Annotated in this window: 28 protein-coding genes; 12 read left to right on the top strand and 16 right to left on the bottom strand. The window is 60.3% G+C overall.

Annotation, left to right across the window (positions count from 1 at the left end):
* Window positions 1-15: 15 nt before the first annotated feature.
* The 5 genes from DBP26_RS03835 to dadA all read right to left on the bottom strand — a co-directional run bounded on the left by DBP26_RS03835 (window position 16) and on the right by dadA (window position 4,107).
* Window positions 16-438 carry a c-type cytochrome gene (locus tag DBP26_RS03835; protein WP_108236182.1) on the bottom strand — a complete coding sequence of 141 codons (423 nt, stop codon included), beginning with the start codon at window positions 436-438 and terminating at the stop codon, window positions 16-18.
* Between the two features lie 143 nt (window positions 439-581).
* Entirely contained in the window at window positions 582-1,130 is a 549-nt protein-coding gene (locus tag DBP26_RS03830; protein WP_108236183.1) for a cupin domain-containing protein, read from the bottom strand.
* A gap of 148 nt (window positions 1,131-1,278) precedes the next feature.
* Window positions 1,279-2,352 (bottom strand): alanine racemase, encoded by a 1,074-nt coding sequence (gene alr, locus DBP26_RS03825; protein WP_108236184.1) that lies wholly within the window; start codon window positions 2,350-2,352, stop codon window positions 1,279-1,281.
* A gap of 128 nt (window positions 2,353-2,480) precedes the next feature.
* Window positions 2,481-2,834: a RidA family protein gene (locus DBP26_RS03820; RefSeq protein WP_108236185.1), complete on the bottom strand. Its 354-nt coding sequence runs from the start codon at window positions 2,832-2,834 to the stop codon at window positions 2,481-2,483.
* Complete coding sequence (gene dadA, locus DBP26_RS03815; protein WP_108236186.1) at window positions 2,806-4,107, bottom strand: D-amino acid dehydrogenase; 1,302 nt, start codon at window positions 4,105-4,107, stop codon at window positions 2,806-2,808. Before dadA ends, DBP26_RS03820 begins: the two co-directional genes overlap by 29 nt.
* 157 nt (window positions 4,108-4,264) lie before the next feature.
* Here dadA and dadR point away from each other — a divergent pair, with 157 nt between their 5' ends.
* Window positions 4,265-4,753 carry a transcriptional regulator DadR gene (gene dadR, locus DBP26_RS03810; RefSeq protein ID WP_108236187.1) on the top strand — a complete coding sequence of 163 codons (489 nt, stop codon included), beginning with the start codon at window positions 4,265-4,267 and terminating at the stop codon, window positions 4,751-4,753.
* 18 nt (window positions 4,754-4,771) lie between these two features.
* On the opposite strand, the gene DBP26_RS03805 is transcribed toward dadR, so the two are convergent.
* Complete coding sequence (locus tag DBP26_RS03805) at window positions 4,772-5,125, bottom strand: YkgJ family cysteine cluster protein (protein WP_108236188.1); 354 nt, start codon at window positions 5,123-5,125, stop codon at window positions 4,772-4,774.
* Between the two features lie 180 nt (window positions 5,126-5,305).
* On the opposite strand from DBP26_RS03805, the gene DBP26_RS03800 reads away from it, so the two are divergent.
* Window positions 5,306-6,595 (top strand): FAD-binding oxidoreductase, encoded by a 1,290-nt coding sequence (locus tag DBP26_RS03800; RefSeq protein ID WP_108236189.1) that lies wholly within the window; start codon window positions 5,306-5,308, stop codon window positions 6,593-6,595.
* 87 nt (window positions 6,596-6,682) lie between these two features.
* Here the strand turns inward: DBP26_RS03800 and DBP26_RS03795 are convergent, their stop codons facing one another.
* The gene (locus DBP26_RS03795) at window positions 6,683-6,916 is read right to left on the bottom strand and encodes a DUF1127 domain-containing protein (RefSeq protein WP_108236422.1); all 234 of its coding nucleotides are present in this window, start codon (window positions 6,914-6,916) and stop codon (window positions 6,683-6,685) included.
* 177 nt (window positions 6,917-7,093) lie between these two features.
* On the opposite strand from DBP26_RS03795, the gene DBP26_RS03790 reads away from it, so the two are divergent.
* Both DBP26_RS03790 and DBP26_RS03785 read left to right on the top strand, forming a co-directional pair.
* Window positions 7,094-8,512, top strand: coding sequence for a PLP-dependent aminotransferase family protein (locus tag DBP26_RS03790; RefSeq protein ID WP_108236190.1), 1,419 nt, complete (start codon window positions 7,094-7,096; stop codon window positions 8,510-8,512).
* Between the two features lie 68 nt (window positions 8,513-8,580).
* Complete coding sequence (locus tag DBP26_RS03785) at window positions 8,581-10,164, top strand: phospholipase D family protein (protein ID WP_108236423.1); 1,584 nt, start codon at window positions 8,581-8,583, stop codon at window positions 10,162-10,164.
* Here the strand turns inward: DBP26_RS03785 and DBP26_RS03780 are convergent.
* Complete coding sequence (locus tag DBP26_RS03780) at window positions 10,161-11,306, bottom strand: MFS transporter (protein ID WP_108236191.1); 1,146 nt, start codon at window positions 11,304-11,306, stop codon at window positions 10,161-10,163. The genes DBP26_RS03785 and DBP26_RS03780 overlap by 4 nt on opposite strands.
* A gap of 214 nt (window positions 11,307-11,520) precedes the next feature.
* A complete protein-coding gene (locus DBP26_RS03775; protein ID WP_108236192.1) occupies window positions 11,521-13,014 on the bottom strand; it encodes an aldehyde dehydrogenase in 1,494 nt (497 codons plus the stop codon).
* A 265-nt stretch (window positions 13,015-13,279) separates the two neighbouring features.
* Here DBP26_RS03775 and DBP26_RS03770 point away from each other — a divergent pair, with 265 nt between their 5' ends.
* Window positions 13,280-13,642 (top strand): cupin domain-containing protein, encoded by a 363-nt coding sequence (locus DBP26_RS03770; protein ID WP_108236193.1) that lies wholly within the window; start codon window positions 13,280-13,282, stop codon window positions 13,640-13,642.
* A 93-nt stretch (window positions 13,643-13,735) separates the two neighbouring features.
* On the opposite strand, the gene rpmG is transcribed toward DBP26_RS03770, so the two are convergent.
* Window positions 13,736-13,891, bottom strand: coding sequence for a 50S ribosomal protein L33 (rpmG, locus tag DBP26_RS03765; protein ID WP_003177274.1), 156 nt, complete (start codon window positions 13,889-13,891; stop codon window positions 13,736-13,738).
* Window positions 13,892-13,901: 10 nt separating this feature from the next.
* Window positions 13,902-14,138, bottom strand: a complete 237-nt coding sequence (gene rpmB, locus DBP26_RS03760) for a 50S ribosomal protein L28 (protein WP_108236194.1) — start codon at window positions 14,136-14,138, stop codon at window positions 13,902-13,904.
* A gap of 411 nt (window positions 14,139-14,549) precedes the next feature.
* Here rpmB and DBP26_RS03755 point away from each other — a divergent pair, with 411 nt between their 5' ends.
* A complete protein-coding gene (locus DBP26_RS03755) occupies window positions 14,550-16,139 on the top strand; it encodes an ABC transporter substrate-binding protein (protein ID WP_108236195.1) in 1,590 nt (529 codons plus the stop codon).
* Between the two features lie 75 nt (window positions 16,140-16,214).
* On the opposite strand, the gene radC is transcribed toward DBP26_RS03755, so the two are convergent.
* A complete protein-coding gene (radC, locus tag DBP26_RS03750; protein WP_108236196.1) occupies window positions 16,215-16,889 on the bottom strand; it encodes a DNA repair protein RadC in 675 nt (224 codons plus the stop codon).
* A gap of 132 nt (window positions 16,890-17,021) precedes the next feature.
* On the opposite strand from radC, the gene coaBC reads away from it, so the two are divergent.
* The 4 genes from coaBC to argB all read left to right on the top strand — a co-directional run bounded on the left by coaBC (window position 17,022) and on the right by argB (window position 22,326).
* Entirely contained in the window at window positions 17,022-18,230 is a 1,209-nt protein-coding gene (coaBC, locus tag DBP26_RS03745) for a bifunctional phosphopantothenoylcysteine decarboxylase/phosphopantothenate--cysteine ligase CoaBC (protein ID WP_108236197.1), read from the top strand.
* 6 nt (window positions 18,231-18,236) lie between these two features.
* The gene (gene dut, locus DBP26_RS03740; protein WP_108236198.1) at window positions 18,237-18,692 is read left to right on the top strand and encodes a dUTP diphosphatase; all 456 of its coding nucleotides are present in this window, start codon (window positions 18,237-18,239) and stop codon (window positions 18,690-18,692) included.
* A 1,308-nt stretch (window positions 18,693-20,000) separates the two neighbouring features.
* Window positions 20,001-21,398: a phosphomannomutase/phosphoglucomutase gene (locus DBP26_RS27115; RefSeq protein WP_218565113.1), complete on the top strand. Its 1,398-nt coding sequence runs from the start codon at window positions 20,001-20,003 to the stop codon at window positions 21,396-21,398.
* 22 nt (window positions 21,399-21,420) lie between these two features.
* Window positions 21,421-22,326, top strand: a complete 906-nt coding sequence (argB, locus tag DBP26_RS03730; protein ID WP_108236200.1) for an acetylglutamate kinase — start codon at window positions 21,421-21,423, stop codon at window positions 22,324-22,326.
* Window positions 22,327-22,388: 62 nt separating this feature from the next.
* On the opposite strand, the gene DBP26_RS03725 is transcribed toward argB, so the two are convergent.
* Window positions 22,389-22,961, bottom strand: a complete 573-nt coding sequence (locus DBP26_RS03725) for a DUF4124 domain-containing protein (RefSeq protein ID WP_256601178.1) — start codon at window positions 22,959-22,961, stop codon at window positions 22,389-22,391.
* Between the two features lie 67 nt (window positions 22,962-23,028).
* Window positions 23,029-23,670 (bottom strand): orotate phosphoribosyltransferase, encoded by a 642-nt coding sequence (pyrE, locus tag DBP26_RS03720; RefSeq protein WP_108236424.1) that lies wholly within the window; start codon window positions 23,668-23,670, stop codon window positions 23,029-23,031.
* A gap of 82 nt (window positions 23,671-23,752) precedes the next feature.
* Here pyrE and DBP26_RS03715 point away from each other — a divergent pair, with 82 nt between their 5' ends.
* Entirely contained in the window at window positions 23,753-24,532 is a 780-nt protein-coding gene (locus DBP26_RS03715) for an exodeoxyribonuclease III (RefSeq protein WP_062379788.1), read from the top strand.
* A gap of 93 nt (window positions 24,533-24,625) precedes the next feature.
* On the opposite strand, the gene DBP26_RS03710 is transcribed toward DBP26_RS03715, so the two are convergent.
* Together DBP26_RS03710 and rph are read right to left on the bottom strand one after the other, a co-directional pair.
* Entirely contained in the window at window positions 24,626-24,991 is a 366-nt protein-coding gene (locus DBP26_RS03710) for a DUF4870 domain-containing protein (protein ID WP_108236202.1), read from the bottom strand.
* A gap of 33 nt (window positions 24,992-25,024) precedes the next feature.
* The gene (gene rph, locus DBP26_RS03705; RefSeq protein WP_108236203.1) at window positions 25,025-25,747 is read right to left on the bottom strand and encodes a ribonuclease PH; all 723 of its coding nucleotides are present in this window, start codon (window positions 25,745-25,747) and stop codon (window positions 25,025-25,027) included.
* Window positions 25,748-26,043: 296 nt separating this feature from the next.
* Between rph and DBP26_RS03700 the strand changes: the two genes are divergently transcribed.
* Window positions 26,044-26,907 (top strand): YicC/YloC family endoribonuclease, encoded by an 864-nt coding sequence (locus DBP26_RS03700; RefSeq protein ID WP_108236204.1) that lies wholly within the window; start codon window positions 26,044-26,046, stop codon window positions 26,905-26,907.
* Window positions 26,908-26,909: the final 2 nt, after the last annotated feature.

The following is a 26,909-nucleotide window of genomic DNA, read 5'->3' as shown; positions in this document are numbered from 1 at the left end:
AGGGGGCAGAGGGCGTTACAGCCCGGACATTTTCTTGATCGCGCCCTTCAAATCGTCGTCCGAACAGTCGGCGCAGGTGCCTTTGGGGGGCATGGAGTTGATGCCGGTGATGGCTTTGGCCAGCAGGCCATCAAGGCCGCCCTGTTCCTTGGCGCGTTTGCTCCAATCGGCGCTGTCACCGATCTTGGGCGCCCCAAGCAGGCCCGCACCATGGCAGGCGTTGCAGTGCTTACCAATGACATCGTCCGGCGATTTGGCCCCACCCGTGCTGCCCGCTGTCGCGGCGACGTCCATACCTGGGCATTCCTTACCCTGAATACAGACTTGGCCGACCGGTTCGAGTCGCTTGGCGAGATCATCCCTAGAGGAGGCCTGTGCAGCGAACACCCACCAGGCAAGCAGTGCGATGACAGCCAGGATCTTATTATTGAGGTTCACGCTTTCACCCTCACGGTGGCTATGACGCTACCGCGGTCTTGGTCAGCCGCAGGTTGCGAAAGTATAGCGGGTGCCCCGTAGGGTGTCGGTCGTTCAAGGAGCGGGGTTGACCTGGCCCACCCGCAGAATGCGGGCGGGGCGGCTCAGAAGTTTGCAGGCGTGGCGGCGCTGATCAGCCGTGCAGGTGCGTCGAACGGATTGCGGAAGCGATGGGGCCGCGTGCTTTCGAAATAGTAGCTGTCGCCGGCTTCGAGCACGTAGGTGTCGATCCCCACCACCAGTTCGAGCCGGCCTTCGACCAGAATCCCGGTCTCCTCACCTTCGTGAACCAACATTTCTTCACCCGTGTCGGCGCCGGGTGGGTAAACCTCGGTCAGAAAGGCAATGGCACGGCCCGGATGGGATTTGCCCACCAGTTTCATGGTGACAGCGCCGTCCGAAATATCGATCAGTTCGCTGGCTTTGTAGACGACCTGCGTCGGATTTTCGGGTTCGAGTTCTTCGGAAAAGAACTCCACCATGGACATCGGAATGCCACCCAGCACCTTACGCAACGAGCTGATCGACGGGCTCACGCTGTTTTTCTCGATCATGGAAATGGTGCTGTTGGTCACGCCCGCTCGTTTGGCGAGTTCACGTTGAGACAGACCTTTTAATTTGCGAATGGATTGCAGTCGCTCACCGACGTCCAATGCGGGGGTCCTCCTGATAGTCAAGCACGGTCTCGTGGCCGCCATCATGGCAACAGCGTTCAGTATTTACAACACTTGAGCAGATCGAGAATCGACCGGAAGACTGGCGGCCGCGAACAGCCGCGCACTACGCGTTGAGATGCAGCGGTCAGGCTTCGGAATAGAGCCTTGGCACCCGCTTCAGGTTGCAGAATATCTGATAAGGGATGGTGCCCGCGCTCGCCGCGACATCGCTGGCAAGCACCTGCTTACCCCACAATTCGACACGGCTGCCTACGCCTGCCGTCGGTACGTCGGTCAGGTCGACGCACAGCATGTCCATCGAGACCCGACCCAGCAACTGACTGCGCTGGCCCTCAACCGCGACCGGCGTGCCGGTAGGCGCCTGGCGGGGATAACCGTCCGCGTACCCCATCGCCACGACGCCGATGCGCATGGCGCGATCGGTCACGAATGCCCCGCCGTAGCCCACCGGCTCGCCTGCGGGCAGCTCGCGCACGCAGATGACACGAGACTCCAGGGTCATGACTGGCTGCAGACGGTCCGCTACCGATTGCGCTTGGTCGAAAGGCGTCGCGCCGTACAGCATGATCCCGGGGCGCACCCAATCGCTCGGCACGGTTGGCCAGCCCATCACCCCCGGCGAATTGCGCAGACTGACCTGGGCCGCCAACCCTTCCCGAGCCGACTGGAAAATCGCCACTTGTTCGTCGGTGCGCCCGCTGCCCAGCTCATCGGCACGGGCGAAGTGAGTCATCAGTACGACGCTGGCAACCTTGCCCGTGGCCAGCAGCCGGTGGTAAGCCGATTGATACTCGTCGGGGTGCACGCCGACTCTGTGCATGCCTGAATCCATCTTTAACCAGATGTTCAGTGGCTTGCCGGCAGGAGCGTGCTCGATGGCCTCCACTTGCCACATCGAGTGTACGACGCACCAGAACTCATGCTCGACGATCAGCGCCAGCTCGTCGGCCTCGAAAAAACCCTCCAACAACAGGATGGGCGCACGAATGCCGGCTTGGCGCAGCTCCAGCGCTTCCTCGATACACGCGACGGCAAAACCATCGGCTTCGCTTTGCAGCGCCTGAGCGACGCGCACCGCACCATGTCCGTACGCATCGGCCTTGATCACGGCAAGAGCCTTGGCACCAGCGGTTTCGCGGGCCAACTGATAGTTGTGGCGTAACGCCTGGAGGTCAATGAGGGCGCGGGCTGGACGCATGGTGGGGCTTCTAGTCTGAGAGTTTTTGAACGGTAGGAGCGCGCTCGCCCGCGATGCGTCCTGTCAGTCAACGCCGATACGGCAGGCATGACGTCATCGCGGGCAAGCGCGCTCCTACAGGTAAGGCGTTACGGCAGTGCAGCGATCACCGAGATCTCGATCAGCACGTTCGGGGCGGCCATCTTCGCCTCAACGGTTGCACGCGCAGGTGCAACGCCCTTTGGCAGCCAGGTATCCCACACGCTGTTCATCGCGGCGAAATGCGCCTCGATGTCCTTCAGATAAATCGTCACCGATAACAACCGGGTGGTGTCGGTCCCGGCGAGGTCAAGCAGACGCTCGATATTGCCGAGCGTCTCACGGGTCTGCTGTTCGATTCCCGCATTCAGATCGTTAGCCACTTGCCCGGCGAGGTACAGGGTGCCGTTGTGGGCGACGATCTGGCTCATGCGCTCATTGGTGAGCTGGCGTTGTACTGACATGTCGGGCGATCTCCTTGGAGCTTCCGTAGCGGGAAATATCGAGGCCTTCGGCACTGATCTGCGGCTTTCTGCGGGCGATCAGATCAGCGAGCAAACGACCGGAGCCGCACGCCATGGTCCAGCCCAGCGTGCCGTGGCCGGTGTTCAGAAAAAGGTTGCGATAGGGCGTGGCGCCGACGATAGGCGTGCCATCCGGGGTGGTCGGACGCAAGCCGGTCCAGAAACTGGCTTCGCTCAGATCGCCGCCCTGAGGATAGAGGTCGTTGACGATCATCTCCAGCGTTTCCCGCCGACGCGGATTCAACGAGAGATCGAAACCCGCGATTTCTGCCATACCGCCGACCCGGATGCGGTTGTCGAAACGGGTGATGGCAACTTTGTAAGTCTCGTCAAGGATGGTCGAAGTCGGCGCCATGTCAGGGCGGGTGATCGGCACCGTCAACGAATAACCCTTGAGCGGATAAACCGGGGCTTTGATGCCCAGCGGCTTGAGCAGTTGTGGCGAATAGCTGCCCAGCGCCAAGACGTAGCGATCGGCGGTTTCCAATTGACCGTTGACCCGCACGCCATTGATTCGATCGCCCGCGAAATCGATCGACTCGATGGACTGGCCGAAACGGAATTCAACGCCTAACTTCACACACATCTCGGCGAGACGCGTCGTGAACAGTTGGCAATCGCCGGTCTGATCGTTAGGCAAGCGCAGCGCGCCACTGAGGATATGGCTAACGCCCGCCAACGCCGGTTCGACACGCGCGATGCCCTCACGGTCAAGCACCTCGTAGGGCACACCGGCCTGCTCTAGCACGGCGATGTCTTTGGCGGCGTTATCCAATTGTTCCTGGGTACGGAACAGCTGGGTGGTACCCAGAGTGCGGCCCTCGTAGGCGATACCGGTCTCGGCACGCAGTTCGTCGAGGCAGTCACGGCTGTATTCGGACAGCCTGACCATGCGCTCTTTGTTCACTGCGTAACGACTCTGCGTGCAGTTACGCAGCATTTGCGCCATCCACAGGTGCTGGTTCACATCGCCGGTGGCCTTGATGGCCAGTGGCGCATGGCGCTGCAGCAACCATTTGATGGCCTTGAGCGGCACGCCCGGCGCCGCCCAAGGCGATGCATAGCCCGGCGAGACTTGCCCGGCGTTGGCGAAACTGGTCTCCATGGCAGCGGCAGGTTGACGGTCGACGACCGTCACCTCGAAACCTGCCCGGGCCAGGTAGTAAGCACTGGTAACACCGATTACGCCACTTCCAAGGACCAGCACGCGCATGTGAATTCCCTCATCGCGGATATCCGCTGACGTTTTGAAGTTTCGAGCCAAGATGTGCGCAGTATAAGCAGCGGCTGGCAGTGCTTTTCACTATATAAACGCCTATATTCGGCGTTAATTCTGGACATCCGACGGTTTAGCAGAGAGAGGCTTGGCCATGCGCACTCAACACCAGTCAAAACGTGAGCTGGACAAGATCGACCGCAACATTCTGCGCATCCTTCAGAACGACGGAAGGATTTCGTTCACCGAGCTGGGCGAACGTGTCGGCCTGTCAACGACGCCGTGTACGGAGCGGGTCCGTCGCCTTGAACGCGAAGGCATCATCATGGGCTACAGCGCTCGCCTCAACCCGCAAAACCTCAAGGCCAGCCTGTTGGTTTTCGTCGAGATCAGCTTGGACTACAAATCCGGGGACACCTTCGAAGAGTTCCGCCGCGCCGTTCTGAAATTACCCCACGTGCTGGAGTGCCACCTGGTGTCGGGAGATTTCGACTATCTGGTGAAGGCCCGGATTTCCGAAATGGCCTCCTACCGCAAGCTATTGGGCGACATCTTGCTCAAGCTGCCCCACGTGCGGGAATCCAAGAGCTATATCGTGATGGAAGAAGTGAAGGAGAGTCTGAGTCTGCCGATCCCGGAATGATGGAAGCCATTAGGCTCGTCAGACCAATACCTGACGCGTGGAGGCAATGAACGCATGCACCTGCTTTTCCACGCGAGGATGGATCAGGACCTCAGGACGGCGACCATTGGGGCATGGCAGCGTGGGCGTGGTGCCGAACAGGCGGCAGATCAGCGGACGCTCATCGTAAACGGTGCAGCCGTCAGGCCCCAGGTGCACGCAATTCAAGGCGTTCAGCGCGGCCTCCTGCTCGGCCGGGCTTTTGCGCGGCAACCGCGCCATCTCCTCGGAGGACGTGGTTACTGGCCCACAGCAGTCATGGCAACCCGGTATACAAGCAAACGATGGAATCTGTCGCCGCAGGTCGCGAATCCTCTGGCTGTTGCAGCTCATTACGGCAGTTTTCCCTGTGAAAGGCATGATTGTGCCTTAACGAGGGAATGGCTGACAGCGTTCTGGACGCCTGCGCGTCCAGCGCCAGGGCTCAGAGAGCCAGCACCTGGTACGCCTTGCCGCCTTCAAATCACCTCGTTACCCTCCTAAGCACTTTCCGACAGCCAGCCGAGATTCCGTATGACCGTCTCTCCCCATGCCGCTTCTTATTACGCGGCCAGTAGCCACGAACAGCCGGTCTACCCAACGCTCAAAGGCGAAGTCTCGGTAGACGTCTGCGTGGTCGGCGGCGGTTTTACCGGGCTCAACACCGCCATTGAACTGGCCGAGCGCGGCCTCAGCGTCGCACTGCTAGAGGCGCACCGCGTTGGCTGGGGCGCGAGCGGGCGCAACGGCGGGCAGTTGATTCGGGGCGTCGGCCACCATGTCGAAAGGTTTCGCCGCGACATCGGCGACGAAGGCGTACGTCAGCTCAAGCTCATGGGCCTGGAAGCCGTGGACATCGTGCGTGAGCGCATCGAGAAGTATCAGATCGCGTGTGATCTGACCTGGGGCTACTGCGATCTGGCCAACAAACCCAAGGAATTCGAAGGATTCGCTGAGGATGTGGAAGAACTGCGCGGCCTGGGCTACACGCGCGAGTTGCGATTGATCCCAGCCAACGAGATGCGGACGGTGATTGACTCCGGTCGCTACGCTGGCGGCCTGCTGGACATGGGATCCGGGCATCTGCACCCACTGAATCTGGCGCTGGGCGAAGCCCGCGTTGCGCAGTCGTTGGGCGTGCAGGTCTATGAGCGTTCTGCCGTGACCCGCCTGGAATACGGCACTGAGGTGAAAGTCCATACGACGCAGGGGGTGGTCCGCGCGAGCTCTCTGGTCCTGGGTTGCAATGCCTACCTCAACGGGCTGGACACTACCCTCAGCGGCAAAGTCTTGCCCGCAGGCAGCTACATCATTGCCACCGAACCGCTGAGCGAAGCGCTTGCCCAGCAATTGCTGCCGCTCAACACCGCCATGTGCGACCAGCGTGTCGCCGTGGATTATTTCCGGCTATCGGCGGATCGTCGCCTGCTGTTTGGCGGCGCCTGCCACTATTCGGGTCGCGACCCTCAGGACATCGGCGCTTACATGCAGCCGAAGATGCTCAAGGTGTTTGCACAACTCAAGGATGTAAAAATCGATTTTCAGTGGGGCGGCATGATCGGCATCGGCGCCAATCGCCTGCCGCAGATCGGGCGTCTCAAGGATCATCCCAATGTATTTTACGCGCAGGCCTATTCAGGTCACGGCCTGAACGCCACGCATTTGGCGGGCAAATTGCTGGGCCAAGCCATAAGCGGCCAGCACAGCGGCGGCTTCGAGCTGTTCGCGCAAATTCCGCACATCACCTTCCCTGGCGGCAAGCATTTGCGCTCGCCCTTGCTGGCGTTGGGGATGTTATGGCATCGAATGAAAGAGTTGGTTTGATCAATCAATCGCTGTGGCAGCACAGTTGGGCTGCCACAGCGAGACGTCGCGCGACATGACACCAGGGAAACTTACGCGCCGCGCGCATCATTCCCTCCAAAACGGTTTAAGCCCTTCATGACGAGCCTGCTCGTAAGTCAGACCGATGTCCCGCAGTTGCTCCTCGGTGAGCGCAAGCAATGCGCGGCGAGTGCTTTGCCGTTGCCGGAAAAGCCCCAACAAGCTCAGCCCTTCAGGCCCGCGGCTGCGGACGGTGGTTTTTTGACCATCCAGCAATTCCCTACCATACAGCGATAAACGAACGTCACTTATCCCGGCCATTTCCAGACACCTCATCATGGGTTTCAAGTGATTCCATGATGCGTCTGTATGGAAAACCAATACAGATTCAAATAATTCTTATTTTTTGCATACAGATTATCCTCAGCGGGTCCTGAATGCTGTATTTTCCCGTCATCTGTATCGGTCCGCCGATGCGCCAAGATGCGAGAGTACGCCATGACCCTCTACGTTAACCTTGCCGAATTAATCGGCACCCGCATTGAAAACGGCTTCTACCGGCCCGGCGATCGGTTGCCTTCGGTCAGAGCCTTGAGCGTCGAGCATGGCGTCAGCCTGAGCACGGTCCAGCAGGCCTATCGGTTGCTCGAAGACAATGGCCTGGCGTCACCGCGCCCCAAATCAGGTTATTTCGTGCCCGCCCACCGCAGAGCGCCTGCGTTGCCTGCAATCGGCCGCCCCGCACAAAGGCCCGTCGATATTTCCCAATGGGAGCTAGTGCTGGAACTGGCCAGGGCCACACCTAGCCCAGACGTGGTGCAACTCGCCCGCGGGATGCCGGATGTGACCAGCCCCACCCTTCGGCCTTTGACTCAGGCGCTGGGCAAGATCAGCCGCCGCCAGGACATGCCGGGTCTGCATTACGACAACATCCATGGCACCCAATGCCTGCGCGAGCAGGTAGCGCGCCTGCTTCTGGATTCGGGCACGCGGGTGGCACCTGACGACTTGATGATTACGACCGGCGCGCAGGAGGCACTGGCCGTGAGTATTCGCTCGATCTGCCAGCCCGGAGACATCGTCGCCGTCGACTCCCCCAGCTTCCATGGTGCAATGCAGGCGCTCAAAGGGCTGGGCATGAAGGCCTTGGAAATCCCCACCGATCCGCTGACAGGTATCAGCCTGGATGCACTGGAGCTGGCGCTGGAGCAGTGGCCGATCAAGGCCATACAACTGACTCCCAACTGCAACAATCCGTTGGGCTACAACATGCCCGAAGACCGTAAACGGGCGCTGTTGACCCTTGCCCAGCGCTTTGACGTCGCGATCATCGAAGACGATGTGTATGGCGACTTGTCCTACACCTACCCACGCCCTCGCACAATCAAATCCTTCGACGAAGACGGGCGCGTTCTGTTGTGCAGTTCCTTTTCGAAAACACTGGCCCCCGGACTGCGAGTGGGGTGGATCGCGCCGGGGCGGTACCTTGACCGAGCGCTGCACATGAAATACATCAGCACCGGATCGACGGCGACCCAACCGCAGTTGGCCATTGCCGAATTTCTTCAGGCCGGGCATTACGAGCCGCATCTGCGCCGCATGCGCACTCAATACCAGCGCAGCCGCGACCTGATGATCGATTGGGTGATGCGGTATTTCCCGGAGGGTACCCGCGCCAGCCGCCCGCAAGGCGGCTTCATGCTATGGGTCGAGTTTGACGAAGACTTTGACTCGTTGCGCCTGAACAGAGCTTTGCAGGGCCAGGGCGTACAGATCGCGGTGGGTAGCATTTTTTCGGCCTCGGGCAAGTATCGAAACTGCCTGAGGATGAATTTTGCCGCCAAGCCTACACCGCAAATCGAAGCTGCCGTCAAAAAGGTGGGCGAAACTGCCGCGCGGCTCATGGCTGAATCCTGATGGGTCAGGGTTAACCTTTTGCTGAACGTGCGGTCATACCGCCATGACGTAACTTCTGGATGACAGCGTTGACGAACCACTGGGCAGTCTCTTTTCTTCTGACCTTGGCCTTTGGCATCAGCGGCTGCGCGACCAAGCCTGCGCAACAGGACGGGCCGAGCCAGGCGATTCCAGCCTCAGTCTCACCCTTCGGGCGCTCGATCCTGGCAGAAGCAGCACCCCATGGCGGCCGCTCCGGCTTTCGCCTGCTGCCTAACAGCACCGATGCGTTCACGGCTCGCGCCGAACTGATTCGAAATGCCAAGACCAGCCTCGACCTGCAGTACTACATCGTTCATGACGGCCTGAGCACGCGCGCGCTGATCGACGAGCTGCTCAAGGCCGCGGACCGCGGGGTGCGCGTTCGCATCTTGCTGGACGACACCACCAGCGACGGGCTGGATGAAGTCATCGCTACCCTCGCCGCCCACCCCAATATCCAGATCAGGTTGTTCAATCCGCTCAACCTCGGACGCAGCACCGGCGCGACGCGCTCGCTGGGGCGCCTGTTCAACCTGTCCCAGCAACATCGGCGCATGCACAACAAACTATGGTTGGCCGACAGTGCGGTGGCCATCGTGGGCGGGCGCAATCTGGGCGACGAGTACTTCGACGCCGAGCCAAATCTCAATTTCACCGACATCGACATGCTCGGCGTAGGGCCCGTCGCCGAGCAACTGAGCCATAGCTTCGATCAGTACTGGAACAGTACCTTGAGCAAGTCGGTTGACGATTTCGTCTACTGGCCACCAGACATGAAAGACCTGACGGAAGCGCGTAAGCGCTTGGCCGCCTCGCTGGACCAGGCTCATGTGGAGAAAAAAGCCCTTTATGAGCGGCTGATGGCCTACAAGACTCAACCGCGCCTGAAGACCTGGCTCAACGAGCTGATCTGGGCCTATAACCAGGCATTGTGGGATGCGCCGACCAAGGTGTTGTCCCGAGGCGAGCCCGATCCCCATCTGCTGCTGACCACGCAGTTGAGTCCCGACCTGCTGAGCGTGCATCAGGAATTGATGATGATCTCGGCCTACTTTGTGCCCGGACAGGAGGGCCTGACCTATCTCACCGGCCTGGCAGACAAGGGGGTGTCCGTCAATCTGCTGACCAATTCCCTGGAAGCCACGGACGTTCCTGCCGTGCACGGGGGTTACGCGCCCTATCGCAAGGCCCTGCTCGCTCACGGGGTCAAATTGTTCGAGCTGCGGCGCCAGCCTGGCGACCCCAGCAACTCGCGGGGAAGCGGCCCCAGTTTTCTACGCACCAAAACCTTCAAGGGCGGCTCTGAATCGAGTCTGCACAGCAAGGCCATGATTTTTGACCGGCAGAAAATTTTCGTGGGCTCGTTCAACTTCGACCCCCGCTCGGTGCTCTGGAACACCGAGGTGGGCGTGCTGGTCGACAGCCCGGAGCTCACGGAACACCTGCGTGAACTCGCCCTTCAGGGTATGGCCCCGGCCGTCAGCTACCAGGCCGAGCTGGAAAACGGCCAGGTGGTCTGGGTCACCGAGGACAACGGCAAGATTCACACGCTGTACAAAGAGCCGGGAGATTGGTGGCGCCGCCTGAACGCGTGGTTCAGCAGCGCCGTCGGCCTGGAAAGAATGCTCTAGGCCGCAACCGGCTGCGGACCGAAAGCACGCGCACGGCGCGCCAGGATGACCAGCCCGAACGCACCTGCCGCCATGAGTAGCGGCAACGCTTGGCCGCTGATCCACTGCCCCCCTGCTCCAGCCGCCAGCGGCCCGAGCAAGCAGCCCACACCCCACAGTTGCGCGACGTGGGCATTGGCCCGCACCAACGCATCGTCACGGTACCGCTCGCCGATCAAGATCAACGACAGGGTGAACAGTCCGCCTGCGCTGGCACCGAACAACACCCAGAGCGGCCACACCGCGACCGTGTGAACGAATAATGGAATCGCCAGGCTCGCCAGCATCAACACCGCGGCGCAGCCTAAAAACAGACCACGACGGGAGATTCTGTCCGCCAATGCCCCGATGGGCAGTTGCAGTAAGGCGTCGCCGACGACTACCGTGCTGACCATCATCAGGGCCACTTCCGGGGTAAAGCCTTGTTGCAGGCAATAGACCGGAAGCAGCGTCAAAATCATCGCCTCAAAGCCTGCGAACAATGCAATCGCCCAGGCAATGGCCGGTAGCTGCTGACAGAAGCCCGCGAGGTCCCGGAAGCTGACGTGACCTGACTCGGCACTTGGCGCGCCAGTGCGACCCAACAGCAGCAGAGGCGAAGTGGCCAGCAACGCCGCGCCGACCCAGAAGCCATAATCGTGCTCGGTGCCCAGCGCGCCCAGCAAAAGGGGCCCACCCAGCTGGCTCAGGGCATAAGTACTGCCGTAGAGCGCCACCAATTTGCCCCGTAGACGCTCGATCACCAATTGGTTGATCCAGCTTTCGCCCAGAATGAACACCATGGTCAGGATCACTCCGAGCATCAGGCGCAGCACCAGCCAGATCCAGTAATGGGGTAGCAAGGCGAGCAACCCAACCGAGAGCGACCCGCCCCACAGGCAAAGGCGCATGACGTTGGCGGTGCCAAGCGTCGAAGCCAGACGACTGGCCAGGCTGGCGCCGAGTAGCACGCCAATCGCCGGCATGGCCGCCATTACACCAATGGCGAAAGCGCCATAGCCCCAAGCTTCCAGACGCAACGACACCAGCGGCATGCTGACGCCAAGCGCCAGGCCGACGCTCAGCACGGACGACAGCACTGCGAAATAAGTCCCCCACCGCATTACCACGCTCCTGTGGCTCAACAAATCAAAAACAAAACAGCCAGGCTGTTGGGACAAGCCTGGCTGCTCGACGCTCCATTCGATCTCCCCGAAGAGATCACAACCGAGCCCAGGCCGGCGAGATGCGCCTACCTGGACAGAACACATGCTTCGGGGTCATTCGCGTTCAGAAAAAAAGCGAAAGCGGTGAGACGACTGCCCCACCTCGCTCACTTCACAACTTGATCCAAGTCGCCTTCAGCTCGGTGTATTTGTCGAACGCATGCAGCGACTTGTCGCGGCCGTTGCCCGATTGCTTGAAACCTCCGAAGGGCGCCGTCATGTCGCCGCCATCGTACTGATTGACCCAGACACTGCCCGCACGCAATGCACGCGCAGTGAGGTGGGCCTTGGACAGATCGGACGTCCAGACCGCTGCTGCCAGACCGTAGGGTGTGTCGTTGGCGATCTGCACGGCTTCCTCGGCCGTGTCGAAGGTCAGGACCGACAGAACGGGCCCGAAGATCTCCTCTTGAGCGATCTTCATCGCGTTGGTCACACCATCGAAGATGGTCGGTTCGACATAGGTGCCGCCCGTTTCCTGCAGAATACGGTTGCCGCCCACTACAAGCTTGGCACCATCGGTATGCCCGGCCTCGATGTACGACAGCACGGTGTTCATCTGCTGGGTGTCCACCAAAGCGCCGACGGTGGTTGCTGGGTCGAGCGGATGTCCGGGTTTCCAGGCTTTCAATGCCTCGATCACCATCGGCAGGAACGTGTCCTTGATGGAGCGCTCCACCAGCAGTCGCGAGCCTGCGGTGCAAACCTCACCCTGGTTGAACGCAATGGCGCTGGCGGCAGATTCAGCGGCCGCCTGCAGATCCGGGGCGTCGGCGAAGACGATGTTCGGGCTTTTACCGCCTGCCTCGAGCCAGATGCGTTTCATGTTCGATTCGCCTGCGTACACCAGCAATTGTTTGGCGATCTTGGTCGAGCCGGTGAACACGGCGGTGTCCACGTCCATGTGCAGAGCGAGCGCCTTGCCGACGGTATGGCCGTAGCCCGGCAGCACATTGAGCACGCCAGCGGGAATACCTGCCTCCACGGCCAACTGCGCGACGCGGATCGCGGTCAGTGGCGACTTTTCCGACGGCTTGAGGATGACCGAGTTGCCACTGGACAATGCAGGGCCGAGTTTCCAGCACGCCATCAGCAGCGGAAAATTCCACGGTACGATGGCCGCCACTACGCCGACCGCCTCGCGGGTCACGAGACCCAACTGGTCATGGGGCGTGGCCGCCACTTCGTCATAAAGCTTGTCGATGGCCTCGCCACTCCAACTCAACGCATTGGCCGAGCCCGGAATGTCGATGCCATAGGAGTCGCTGATCGGCTTGCCCATGTCGAGGGTTTCGAGCAGGGCCAGTTCTTCGACGTGTTCTTTGATCAGGGCAGCAAAACGCAGCATCGCGGCCTTGCGTTTGGCCGGCGCCAGGCGCGACCAGACACCGGAAGTGAATGTTGCGCGAGCACTCTCGACCGCGCGCTGGGCGTCGGCGGCATCACAACTGGCGACTTTGGCGAGGAATCGGCCATCGACGGGGCTGATGCAATCGAACGTGGCACCCGATGCAGCTTGGGTGTATTCGCCATTGATGAAGGCGCGGCCTTCGATCTTCAACGCCTGGGCTCGTTGTTCCCAGTCAGCATGAGTCAGAGTGGTCATCGAATGTCCTCCTATGAAATGTGCACGCCCTGACGCTCATCAACCGCGCAACAGGACACCGCCTGACAGGCCGACGGTCAGCCAAAGGCATCCGTCACCCTAAACCAGCACCGAAGGAATTTCCAATATATTGGACATAAATACGAGAAACGAGGTGTTATCGTGCATTTTATTCAACAGAGGCGTGTGAAGCAGGCCAATGGGAGCAATGACTCCCTCCTGCCCTCTAACGTCGTCCAGGCAGCAAGACTCAGGAGCTAACAACATGACTGTCGAAAGCATCGTCGATTTCAGCGAAGCCACCACTGGGGCGGAACGCTTCAAACCCGCCGCGGAAAAGGTCCTCAAGGGAGACCCGGAACAAACGATCTATAACCACTACAACAGCCCGTGCGGGCAAATGAGTGCCGGCGTTTGGGAAGGTGAGGTCGGGCAATGGAAGGTTAACTATACCGAGCACGAATACTGCGAGATTGTGCAGGGCGTGTCAGTGATCCGGGACGAGGACGGCCATGCAAAAACACTGCGGGCAGGCGACCGCTTCGTGATCCCCGCTGGATTCAAGGGCACCTGGGAAGTCTTGGAGACATGCCGCAAGATTTACGTGGTGTTCGAACAGAAGCCCTGATTCCCTTCGTTCGAGCTCTCAGGATGTAGCCAAAAACCACGCCCACAAAAAAGCCCGCATCGCTGCGGGCTCTTTTGCAAGAGAGAAAACCAATTACTTGATTTTGCCTTCTTTGTAGATCACGTGCTTACGAACAACCGGATCGTATTTCTTGATCTCGATTTTGTCCGGGGTAGTGCGCTTGTTCTTGTCAGTGGTGTAGAAGTGACCAGTGCCAGCGCTCGAAATCAAACGGATCAGTTCACGCATGATGCTCTCCTTAAACCTTTGCGCCGTCGCGGCGAATTTCGGCCAGAACGACATCAATGCCGCGCTTGTCGATGATGCGCATGCCTTTGGCAGATACGCGCAGACGTACGAAGCGTTTCTCGCTCTCAACCCAGAAGCGGTGATGCTGCAGGTTTGGCAGGAAACGACGACGGGTTTTGTTGTTTGCGTGGGAAATGTTATTCCCGGTTACCGGACCCTTACCGGTAACTTGACAGACTCTCGACATGCCTCAGCCCTCTAAAACCACATGCCCAACCCGGCATGGGTTGGCCGCTTAATCTCTCAGTCATTTGGCGCCAGGCGCCGCGTTTCTTCAGGGGTCTTACCGGCCACACCGACGGTGAAGGCAGCGGGCCCCTAGAAAAGAGCGCTGCTTTATACCAGAAAGGCTTGGGGGCAACAACACAAACGACGAATTACCTGAAAGAAAATCAGGCCATTTCCCTGCGCAGGGCCGCCGCCCAAGGGGATGAGCGGCACTCTACCATTCGTCGCGTTAAATAGAGCGCCTGGCTCGGATGCAAGGTCCATGGGGCTGGTGGCCGTGGCGGCTTGCAAAGGAGGGTCGACAGCCCCTAGGGTAGACCTCTTGCCAGACTGCACCGGCAGATGGGCCATTCTAGAAAGGAAAATCGCCATGCGCCTAGCCGCTTTACCCCTTTTGTTCGCCTCTCTGTCCCTGCCGCTGATGGCTCAGGCCGCAACGAGCCTGAGCGTCTGCACGGAAGCCAGCCCCGAGGGCTTCGACGTAGTGCAATACAACTCGCTGACCACCACCAATGCATCGGCCGATGTGTTGATGAACCGCCTGGTGGACTACGACGCACAGACCGGCAAGCTCGTCCCTAGCCTGGCGGAAAGCTGGAGCGTCTGGCCCGACGGCTTGACCTACGACTTCAAACTGCGCACCGGGTTGAAATTCCATCACACCGACTACTTTACCCCGACCCGCGACTTCAACTCGGCGGACGTGGTGTTCAGCTTCCAGCGCATGCTAGACCCGGCCAATCCGTGGAACAAAGTCGCCGTGCAGGGCTTCCCCCACGCCCAGTCGATGCAATGGCCCTCGCTGATCAAGAAAATCGAGGCGCCGGATGCCAATACCGTACGCATCACGCTGGATCATCCGGACGCAACCTTCCTCGCGACGCTGAGCATGGGCTTTGCCTCCATCTATTCGGCCGAGTACACGGCGCAGTTGCTGAAGGCAGGCACCCCTGAAAAGCTCAACGCCGAACCCATTGGCACCGGCCCCTTCATCTTCAAGCGTTTCCAGAAGGATTCCGTGGTGCGCTACGTCGCCAACCCTGACTATTTCGCCGGCAAGCCGAGCGTCGACACGCTGATCTATGCGATCACGCCCGATGCCAATGTGCGCTTGCAGCGGATCAAGCAGAACGAGTGTCAGATCGCGCTTTCTCCCAAACCGCTGGACGTGACCGAGGCGGGCAAGGATTCCAACCTGAAAGTCGAAAAGACCGACGCTTTCATGACCGCATTCCTGGCGATCAACAGCCAGCACCCACCGCTCGACAAGCCGGAAGTGCGTCAGGCGATCAACCTTGCCTTCGACAAGGACACCTACCTCAAAGCCGTATTCGAGGGCTCGGCACGCGCGGCCAATGGCCCGTACCCACCCAACACCTGGGGCTACGCCAGCGACTTGCCGGGCTACAAGCATGATGTCGCCAAAGCGAAGCAACTTCTGGCCAAAGCCGGACTGAAGGACGGCTTCAAGACCACGCTGTGGACGCGTCCTTCCGGCAGCCTGCTGAACCCGAATCCGAGCGCGGGCGCGCAACTGCTGCAAAATGATCTGGCGGCCATCGGCATCAAGGCAGAGATCAAAGTGATTGAATGGGGTGAACTGATTCGTCGCGCTAAAACAGGGGAGCATGACCTGCTTTTCATGGGTTGGGCAGGCGATAACGGCGACCCGGACAATTTCCTGACACCGCAATTCTCCTGCGCTGCGGTCAAGTCCGGGACCAACTTCGCGCGGTATTGCGATGAAGGCCTGGACAAGCTGATCAGCCAAGGCAAGGCCGTGACCGATCAAGCCCAGCGCGCCAAGCTCTACCATCAGGCTCAAGCACAGATTCAACAACAAGCGCTGTGGCTGCCATTGGCTCATCCCACTGCCTTTGCACTGACCCGCAAGGACGTTGTGGGATACAGCGTCAGCCCATTCGGACGGCAGGACTTTTCGAAGGTGATGGTGAAGTAAAGGCGCCCGACCCGGACCGGCAGCGCTGTGGCGACGAATGCGTTCGCTGCCACAGCCATGCCACCCGCGAGCCCCTTACATGACGCCGTGCTCCACCATCGACAATGGATCGCCGTCGCCCACGATCAGGTGGTCCAGCACCCTCACATCGACCATGGCCAGCGCCTCCTTCAAAACCCGGGTCAGCTCGATGTCGGCATCGCTCGGGTCGGTCATGCCGGACGGATGGTTATGGCAAAGAATGACGCCGGCTGCGTTGTGGGCCAGCGCTCGCTTGACCACTTGCCGGGGGTGGACATGTGCCACGTTGATCGAGCCGTGAAACAGCGACTCGAACGCCAGCACGCGGTTTTTACTGTCCAGAAACAGGCATCCAAACACCTCGTGGGGCTCGTGCCGAAGCAGCGCTTTGAGATAACTGCGCACCTGGGTGGGACTTTTCAGCGCCGAACCGCGCTTCAAACCCTCTCCCAAATGTCGTCGGGCCATTTCCATGACCGCCTGCAACTGTGCGTATTTGGCGGGGCCCAGCCCAAGTTCGTTACTGAACGTGGCGAGGTTGGCTTCCAGCAACGCACGCAGGCTGCCGAATTGACTTAACAAGTGCCGCGCCAGGTCCACTGCGCTTTTTCCGGACACGCCCGTGCGCAGAAAAATGGCAAGGAGTTCGGCATCCGAAAGACTCGCGGCACCTCGCTCCAGCAGCTTCTCCCGGGGCCGTTCCGCCGCGGGCCAATCGCGAATACTCATAGCACCTCCCTGTCAGTGGACGCCGCTGTCTCCGGGCGGTCGCTGTGCTATCTTAGCCATCTTTTTTACGCGTCGATTGGGCCCTGACCGGCCATAAGGTTGCCGCGTGTAACTCGACCTGAAGGCAGGCCTATGCAACGGCTGTATCGGAAACGCATCGTTCTCGGCGTAGGCGGCGGCATCGCGGCCTATAAAAGCGCCGAGCTGGTCCGCCGCTTGCGCGATCATGGAGCTGAAGTCCGCGTTGTGATGACCAAGGGCGGCGCCGAATTCATCACGCCCCTGACCATGCAAGCGCTGTCCGGGCATCCGGTGCACCTGGATCTGCTGGACCCCGCCGCCGAAGCAGCCATGGGCCATATCGAACTGGCCAAATGGGCGGACATGGTGCTCATCGCACCGGCAACTGCTGACTTGATCGCACGTCTGGCCCAAGGCATCGCCAATGATCTGCTGACCACGGTGGTGCTGGCCACTGACGCCATCGTCGCGGTCGCCCCAGCGATGAACCAGGCCATGTGGCGCGACCCATCGGTGCAAGCCAACCTGCAGGTGCTCGAATCCCGAGACTTTCGCCTGTTCGGGCCGGCCAGCGGCAGTCAGGCCTGTGGCGACGTGGGGTATGGCCGCATGCTGGAGCCCAACGACCTCGCCCAGTCCGCCGCCGACTGTTTCCAGCGCCTGAGCCTGACCGGCAAACACGTGCTGATCACCGCCGGGCCGACCCAGGAAAACATCGACCCGGTGCGCTACATCACCAACCACAGCTCCGGCAAAATGGGCTTTGCCCTCGCTGAAGCCGCCGCAGAAGCCGGGGCCCGCGTCACGTTGGTGACAGGGCCGGTCAATCTGCAGACGCCAGACCGCGTGTCGCGCATCGATGTGGTCAGTGCGCGGGACATGCTTGCGGCCTGCGAAGCCGCCATGCCATGCGATCTGTTCATTGCTTCGGCAGCGGTCGCAGACTACCGCCCTGAAGTCATTGCCCCCCAAAAACTCAAGAAAGATCCTACGACCGGCGACGGCCTGCTGCTGCAAATGGTCCGTAACCCGGACATTCTTGCCACCATCGCCCAACGGGATGACCGCCCATTCAGTGTTGGTTTCGCCGCCGAGACCGAACATCTGCTCGACTACGCAGCGCGCAAGCTCAAGGACAAAAACCTTGATCTGATCGTCGCCAACGACGTCGCCAATCCCAGCATTGGCTTCAACAGCGAGGAAAACGCCTGCAGCGTTATCGACCGAGCGTTGAAGGAAACGCTCTTCGCCCAGACCAGCAAGGCCAAGATTGCCCGCCAGTTGGTGACTTTTATCGCCGAACGTTTGAACCAGGTTTAATCACGTATGCACGCTCTACAAGCCAAGATCCTCGACCCTCGCCTTGGCAGCGAATTCCCGCTTCCGGCTTACGCCACCACCGGCTCCGCCGGCCTGGACCTGCGCGCCATGCTCGAAGAGGACACCGTGCTGGAACCCGGCCAGACCCTCCTGATCCCCACGGGTCTGTCGATATACATTGCAGACCCCAGCCTCGCTGCGCTGATTCTGCCGCGTTCCGGGCTGGGCCATAAACACGGCATCGTCCTGGGTAATCTGGTGGGGCTGATCGATTCCGACTACCAAGGACCTCTGATGGTCTCCTGCTGGAACCGTGGCCAGAGCGCGTTCAAGATTTCCGTCGGCGAGCGCTTGGCTCAACTGGTGCTCGTGCCCATCGTTCAGGCGCATTTCGAAGTGGTCGAGGCGTTTGACGAAAGCCAGCGCGGCGCGGGCGGCTTCGGCCATTCGGGCAGCCGCTGAGCCCACCAAGCGTCGATCCGGCGGGCCTTTCGTCGAATCTCCGAACCGGCATGGCAGGATGCTATAAACATACAACGCCCCAGGAAGTAACAGCAGGGAGAGTCAGGTTTGAAAGGCATCAAGCGCACAGCCAAGGCGAGCTCTCGCCCGGAAACGACTGACGCAACGATCAAGGACGCCCCTCTGAGCCTGGCAAGTCCCGGGCTGATTCCTTCACTCATTGGCTGGGTGGCCGCCGGTGTTCTGGTCTGGCTTGGCCTGCTCGGGCAACCCGAGGAAAAAGACCAATTGGCCCAGGCCTGGGGCACCGCCCAGGCAGGGGCTATTGGAAAGGCGCTGCGGCAGATCAACGCGGGAACCCAGGCTGCTGCGCTGGACCCGTCCCTCTCGAAAGCGTTGCAGAGCAACGATCCGGCTGCCATAGACACCGCCCAGGGGTCACTGAAATACCGCGACAGCGTCGTCGGTGCGCGGCTGAGCCCTTTGGGCTTAAACACGCCCGACACGTCCGCCTTGCCGATCAGCTTCGCCACGCTCGACATGCTCGCCAGCGCTGCCAAAGGTGAGGTTCCGCCGCCGGAAGCCCGGAAAGTGGGCGACAGTTGGCTGATCTACAGTGTCGCGCCAGTGCGTGCCACGGCGGACGGGCCGATTTCCGGGACCTTGCTGCTGGCTTACAAGCTGCAAAGGTTGACCAACGCGTTGCCGGACGCTCCAGCCGAAGTCGGCCAGATCGTGCTCAGTCAGCAGTTCGGCGATGCAACGGCGCAAAGCTTTCTTACACGAGGGCAGGCTGATGGGGGGCGTGCGGTCGACTTCACCACCGGCTACCCCAACTGGAAGCTGACATTCACCCCCGGCCCTGCGCTGCAATCCTCCCCTCCCTCATTGATGCTTGCGCTGGCCGCCCTCGTGGCGCTTGGCAGCCTGCTCCTGGGGTTGTATCTGAACGAGAGTACGTTCAAACGGCGCGTCAAGGCCGATGCCAGACAACTGGAACAGCTGCTGCAAGAACTCTCCAGCGGAAAGGCCGTCAAACCCTTCGGCCTGAGCATGCCCGCCTTGAACGGCCTGGCTCAGAGCCTTGCAAGGCTCTCGCTGCGCCCTGCACCTGCGGCGCCTGCTTCGCCCTCCAGCCATGGCGCGGCAACTCCGAACCCAGATGCAACAGGCAGCTCGATCGGCTTTTCATCAGTCGATGCCCCTGAAACGGAGCTGACGGACCCGCTGTTCCAGGACACCGACATTCTCGACATCGACCTGCTCGATGAGCCACAGGATTTCCAGACGTCGGAGCAACCACCCGCAATGAGCAGTACAGTTTCCTATGCCCCCGAGTTTCCTGACTCGATTTTCCGCGCCTATGACATACGCGGCATCGTCGGCGAAACCCTGACAGGCGAAACGGCCTATTGGATCGGCCGGGCAGTCGGCGCCCAGAGCCTGGCGCAGGGCGAGCCGAACGTCTGCGTGGGGCGTGACGGGCGTCTTTCAGGGCCGGAACTGATCGCGCAATTGGTCAAAGGCTTGTACGACAGCGGCTGCAATGTCAGCGATGTCGGCCTCGTTCCTACTCCGGCTCTCTATTACGCCGCCAGCGTCCTTCAAGGCCGTACGGGCGTGATGCTGACCGGCAGTCACAACCCGAAGGATTACAACGGGTTCAAGATCGTCATCGCGGGCGACACCCTCGCGAACGAGCAGATCCAAGCGCTGCACGACCGCATCAAGCGCAACCACCTGCCTGCGGGGAAGGGCAGCGTCAGCAAGGTCGACATCCTCGATCTCTACTCGGGGCAGATCACCAACGACGTGGTCTTGGCGCGCCGCCTTAAGGTGGTGGTCGATTGCGGCAACGGCGCTGCGGGCGTGATCGCTCCGCAATTGCTGTCGGCGCTGAATTGCGAAGTGATCCCGCTATTCTGCGAGGTGGACGGTCATTTTCCGAATCACCATCCGGACCCGGGAAAACTGGAAAACCTTCAGGACTTGATCGCCAAGGTCAAGGAAACCGGCGCCGATGTAGGTTTGGCCTTCGACGGCGATGGTGATCGGGTAGGTGTCGTGACCAACGCGGGGAGCGTCGTATACCCCGATCGGCTGTTGATGCTGTTCGCGCGTGATGTGGTCAAGCGCAACCCGGGCGCCGATATCATCTTCGACGTGAAATGCACGCGCCGTCTGGTCCCGCTGATCCAAGCGTACGGCGGCCGTCCGGTGATGTGGAAAACCGGCCATTCGCTGATCAAGAAAAAGATGAAAGAGAGTGGCGCACTTCTGGCGGGTGAGATGAGCGGCCACATCTTCTTCAAGGAGCGCTGGTTCGGGTTCGACGACGGCATTTACAGCGCAGCACGGCTGCTGGAAATCCTCAGCCAGGAAACGCTCAGCGCCGAAGAACTGTTCCAGACGTTTCCGAATGACTTTTCGACGCCGGAGATCAACATAACGGTTACCGAGACGAGCAAGTTCAGCATCATGGAGGCGCTGGAGCGTGACGCGCAATGGGGCAATGCCAGCTTGACCAGCATTGATGGCGTGCGTGTCGATTATCCAAAAGGCTGGGGCCTGGTGCGCGCTTCCAATACCACGCCGGTGCTGGTATTACGGTTCGAAGCCGAGACCGAGGACGAGCTGCAGCGGATCAAGGACGTGTTCCATACCCAGTTGAAAACCGTAGCACCGGATCTAGAACTACCTTTTTGATAACTTTTTGAGTGGAGCCCAAATGACCCTCGAACGCGATGCCGCATCCAACGCCGCCAAAGTCCTTTCCGAAGCCTTGCCCTACATTCGACGGTTCGTCGGCAAGACGCTGGTGATCAAGTACGGCGGCAATGCCATGGAAAGCGAAGAGCTGAAAACCGGCTTCGCGCGCGACATCGTGCTGATGAAAGCCGTGGGTATCAACCCGGTCGTGGTCCATGGCGGCGGTCCGCAGATCGGCGACCTGCTCAAGCGCCTGTCCATCGAAAGCCACTTCATCGATGGCATGCGCGTCACCGATGCACAGACCATGGACGTGGTTGAAATGGTCCTGGGCGGCCAAGTCAACAAAGACATCGTCAACCTGATCAACCGCCATGGCGGGAACGCCATCGGCCTGACCGGCAAAGACGCCCACCTGATCCGTGCCAAAAAGATGAACGTCACCCGCCAGACGCCGGAGATGACCAAACCGGAAATCATCGACATCGGCCATGTCGGCGAAGTCGTGGGTATCAACACCGAGCTGCTGAACATGCTGGTCAAAGGGGATTTCATCCCGGTCATCGCCCCGATTGGCGTAGGTGCCGAGGGTGAGTCCTACAACATCAATGCCGATCTGGTCGCTGGCAAAGTGGCAGAAGCGCTCAAGGCCGAGAAGCTGATGCTGCTGACCAATATTGCCGGCCTGATGGACAAGGAAGGAAAGGTACTGACCGGCCTCACCACCGAACAGGTCAACGGCCTGATTGCCGATGGCACCATTTATGGCGGCATGCTGCCGAAGATCCGTTGCGCATTGGAAGCCGTGCAAGGCGGTGTGACCACCTCCCACATCATCGACGGTCGCGTGCCCAATGCCGTGTTGCTGGAAATCTTCACCGACACCGGCGTCGGCACGCTGATCAGCAACCGCAAGCGTCACTGACCGAGCCGATTCACCTTGTAGCGGTGCCGTCCAGCCGCACCGCTACAAGCCCGCCCGGTGGATCACTGCGCCAGCAACTGCTGCAACCGCGCCCGGTCCTGGGTGAAGTCAGCGTCCGCCTGCTGCCGGTTAGCCTGATAACGAAGGATATCCACCTTCAGATTCTGCTGTTGATCCCGCAAATCGTTCATCTGATCGAGCAGACCCTGCTGCACCGGGTGACCTGCCCGCTCCTGATCGGCGGCCTGCTTTTGCAGGGAAGCCTGCTGATTCGCAAGCGCTTGAATGTTGCCTTGGGCCACCGAAATGAGCGCGTCGATTTCCGCCAGCTTGCGCGCCCGCGCTCGTTCCACATCCGCTACACCGCTGTAGAGGTGCAACAATTGCGCGTCGGCATCGGACTGGATCTTGGCTGCCTGAGCAGCCGCTTGGGCCTTGCGCGCCTGATCGGCCGTGGGCGCAGGCGGGATCACTTGAATCACGCGGCCCCGCTGATTCAGCACTTCGTAACCCTTGCCGGCGTACTCGGCAGGTACGCCTTGGCGATCGAGCACCGTAACGCCGCGACTGTCGACATAGCGATAGAACACAATGCCCGGCCCCTCATCGGCCAGAGCGCCTGCAACGCACCCCATGCCCAACGAGAACCAGAGCCCTGCAGCGCATAGCTTCTTGAGCATAAAAAGGAGAATCCTCTGGCAATCAGACGCCGTATTGAGCCCGGTACGCTTCCACCGCAGGCAAATGCTGCTTGAGCTGCGGATCGTCGGCCAGAAACTCCAGCACCTGATTCAGCGACACGATGCTGACCACCGGAATACCGAAGTCGCGCTCGACTTCCTGAATGGCCGAAAGCTCGCCATTACCCCGTTCTTGACGGTTCAGCGCAATCAGCACGCCTGCTGCAGTGGCGCCCTGCGCCTTGATGATCTGCATGACTTCGCGAATGGCGGTGCCTGCAGTGATCACGTCATCGATGATCAGCACGTTGCCGGTCAACGGCGCGCCCACCAGACTGCCCCCTTCGCCGTGGTCCTTGGCCTCCTTGCGGTTGAAGCACCATGGCAAGTCCAGCGCGTGCTGATCGGCCAACGCCACGGCCGTTGCGGCCGCCAAGGGAATACCTTTGTAAGCCGGACCGAACAGTACGTCGAAGGAAATGCCGCTTTCAACGACCGCCGCCGCGTAGAACTTACCCAGTTGGGCCAGTGCAGAACCGCTGTTAAAAAGACCGGCATTGAAGAAGTAAGGACTGGTGCGTCCCGACTTCAAAGTGAACTCACCGAAACGCAAAACCCCGCGATCGATGGCAAAACGAATGAATTCGCGCTGATACGCCTGCATGAAAAAAGCCCCGAATACCACGGATTTAGCTAATTAGGTAGAGCTCGGGTATCATACACGCACGTGATTTTTGGGGCCATTTATGCGGATCATCAGTGTGAACGTTAATGGTATTCAGGCTGCAGTCGAGCGTGGTTTGCTCAGTTGGCTGCAAGCCCAGAATGCCGACGTCATCTGCCTTCAGGACACCCGCGCCTCTGCCTTTGAACTGGACGATCCGGCCTACCAGCTGGACGGCTACTTCCTGTATGCCTGCGATGCCGAAGTTCCCGCCCAGGGCGGTGTGGCACTGTATTCGCGGCTGCAGCCAAAGGCGGTGATCAACGGTCTGGGCTTTGAAACAGCCGACCGCTATGGGCGTTACCTGCAGGCCGATTTCGACAAAGTCAGTATTGCGACCTTGCTGCTGCCCTCTGGCATGAACGGCGATGAGGACTTGAACCAGAAGTTCAAGCTCATGGACGACTTCGGCAAATACCTGGACAAGCAACGCCGCAAACGTCGTGAGTACATTTATTGCGGCTCGCTTTACGTTGCGCAGCAGAAGCTGGACATCAAGAACTGGCGCGACAGCCAGCAGTCGCCGGGCTTCCTTGCGCCGGAACGCGCCTGGATGGATGAGATCGTCGGTAACATGGGCTATGTCGATGCCCTGCGCGAAGTCAGCCGGGAAGGCGACCAGTACAGCTGGTGGCCGGATAACGAACAGGCCGAAATGCTCAACCTGGGCTGGCGGTTCGACTACCAATTGCTGACCCCGGGCCTGCGCCGTTTCGTACGCAGCGCACGCCTGCCACGCCAGCCGCGCTTCTCGCAGCACGCACCGCTGATCGTGGACTACGACTGGACGTTGACCATCTGACGTCCCGCTCGCCCAAAAGAAAGCCGACGTGAAGTCGGCTTTTGTTTGCCTGGCGTCTGGTCCGGGAAGGCTGACGACAGCATTGTTTGGCGATTATTTGATCAACCGCCAGGTAAACGGATACCGATAGGCGATTCCGTCATTGACCTTGATGCCGGCGATAATGGTCAGCACCAGCGCACCTACGCCAACCAACATCAGCAGTGGAAAGCCAATCACGACGATCATCAGCAGAAAGCAGATCATCGCCGCAATGGCCACGGTGATCTGAAAGTTGAGCGCTTCCTTGCCCTGCGCATCGATGAAAGGATCGGTTTCCTTCTTCAATTGCCAGACGATCAGCGGCCCCAACAGATTGCCAAAAGGGAAAATCAGCCCGAAAAACGCGGCGAAGTGGCACAGCATGGACCACTGGCGAACTTCCTTGCTCGGGAGGGGTGAAGGCGTCTGGTCGATCATCGTGCGGGCCCTGTCTGGAGGTAATGGGGTCGGTCAGTCGGCCAGCGCCGCTTTCTGCAAGTCGAAAATCTGACTCATGCCCTGCTGCGCGAGCGCCAGCATGGCATTGAGTTCGTCCGGCTGGAAGGGTGCGCCTTCGGCCGTGCCCTGGACTTCGATGAAGCCACCGGCACTGGTCATGACCACGTTCAAATCCGTCTCGGCGGCGGAGTCCTCCAGGTAGTCCAGGTCCAGCACAGGCTCGCCCTGGTACATGCCGACCGACACCGCCGCGATCATCTGCTTCAGCGGATCGCCGCCCTTCAGGCCGCCGCGCTTCTTGATCGCTTTCAAGGCGTCGACCAGCGCAACCATGGCACCCGTAATCGATGCGGTGCGGGTACCGCCATCGGCTTGGATCACGTCGCAATCGACATACAAGGTGATATCGCCCAGCTTGGACATATCCAGCGCAGCGCGCAGCGAACGCCCGATCAAACGCTGGATTTCCAACGTCCGGCCGCCCTGCTTGCCTTTGCTCGCTTCGCGCTGGTTACGCTCGCCGGTCGAACGCGGCAACATGCCGTATTCCGCGGTCAGCCAGCCTTGGCCCTGACCTTTGAGGAAACGTGGAACGCCATTCTCGACGCTGACCGTGCAGATCACCTTGGTGTCGCCGAACTCGACCAGCACAGAACCCTCGGCGTGCTTGGTGTAGTTGCGGGTGATGCGGATCGAGCGAAGCTGATCGGCAACGCGACCACTTGGACGTTTCATCTGGGATACCTGTACTGAGACGGAAAACTGACCTGCATTATAGAGGTGCAAGCTCACGCTTGGGGCATCAAATCATTGCACAGCGATCGTCGGGGCCAGGACACGGCCACCCAAATGGCTGTCCGCGCCAAGCGCAAGGCATCGCCGATCGTATGCGTTAACGCCACATTTGGGCGCACACCTTGCTCTGAGCTACAATCTTGCGCCTTTACAGCCGGTCGCTTCTTTACGACTTCATCAGGTGCGGGTTGCTCGCCCTTTTTAGGCTGATCCTGACTTTTACAGAGGTACTTCCCATGGTGCACAGCATGACGGCTTTTGCCCGTGCCGAACGAGCGGGCTCACAAGGCACGCTGAGCTGGGAACTGCGCTCGGTCAACCATCGCTACCTCGAACCCCACCTGCGCCTGCCCGAGTCTTTCCGCGATTTGGAGGGCGCTGTCCGTGAGGCCCTGCGGCAGGGCCTGTCCCGGGGCAAGGTCGAATGCACCTTGCGCTTCACTGAGGAAAACGCGGGCAAACCGCTGCAAGTGGACCGCGAGCGCGCCGGCCAACTGGTGGCTGCCGCTGAAGTCGTCGCGGGCCTGATCAAACAGCCTGCGGCGCTCAATCCACTTGAAGTGCTGGCCTGGCCAGGCGTACTGGTCGCCGATGCCGCCGACCCCCAAGCCCTGAATAACGATGCAATGGCCCTGTTCAACGAAGCCCTTGACGAGTTGAAGGCCGGCAGAGCGCGCGAAGGCGCGGACTTGGCCAAACTTCTCGACGAACGGCTTTCGTCGATCAAAGCAGAAGTGGCCACACTGCGCACCCTCGTGCCCCAGATGCTGGCTGCCCAACGTCAGAAAATTCTCGACCGTTTCACCGACATGAAGGCCGAACTCGACCCGCAGCGCCTGGAACAGGAAATGGTCCTGCTGGCACAGAAAAGCGATGTAGCCGAAGAGCTCGACCGCTTGAGCACGCATGTGACTGAAGTGCGGCGCGTGCTCAAGGCCGGCGGACAGGCTGGGCGGCGGCTGGATTTCCTGATGCAGGAACTCAACCGCGAAGCGAACACCCTGGGCTCCAAAGCCTTCGACCCTCGCAGCACTCAGGCTGCGGTCAACCTGAAAGTGCTGATCGAGCAGATGCGCGAACAAGTGCAGAACATTGAGTAAGG

This window comes from Pseudomonas sp. RIT409 (genome assembly GCF_003052515.2).
Lineage (GTDB): Bacteria > Pseudomonadota > Gammaproteobacteria > Pseudomonadales > Pseudomonadaceae > Aquipseudomonas.
This window is presented reverse-complemented; position numbering and strand designations above follow the sequence as displayed.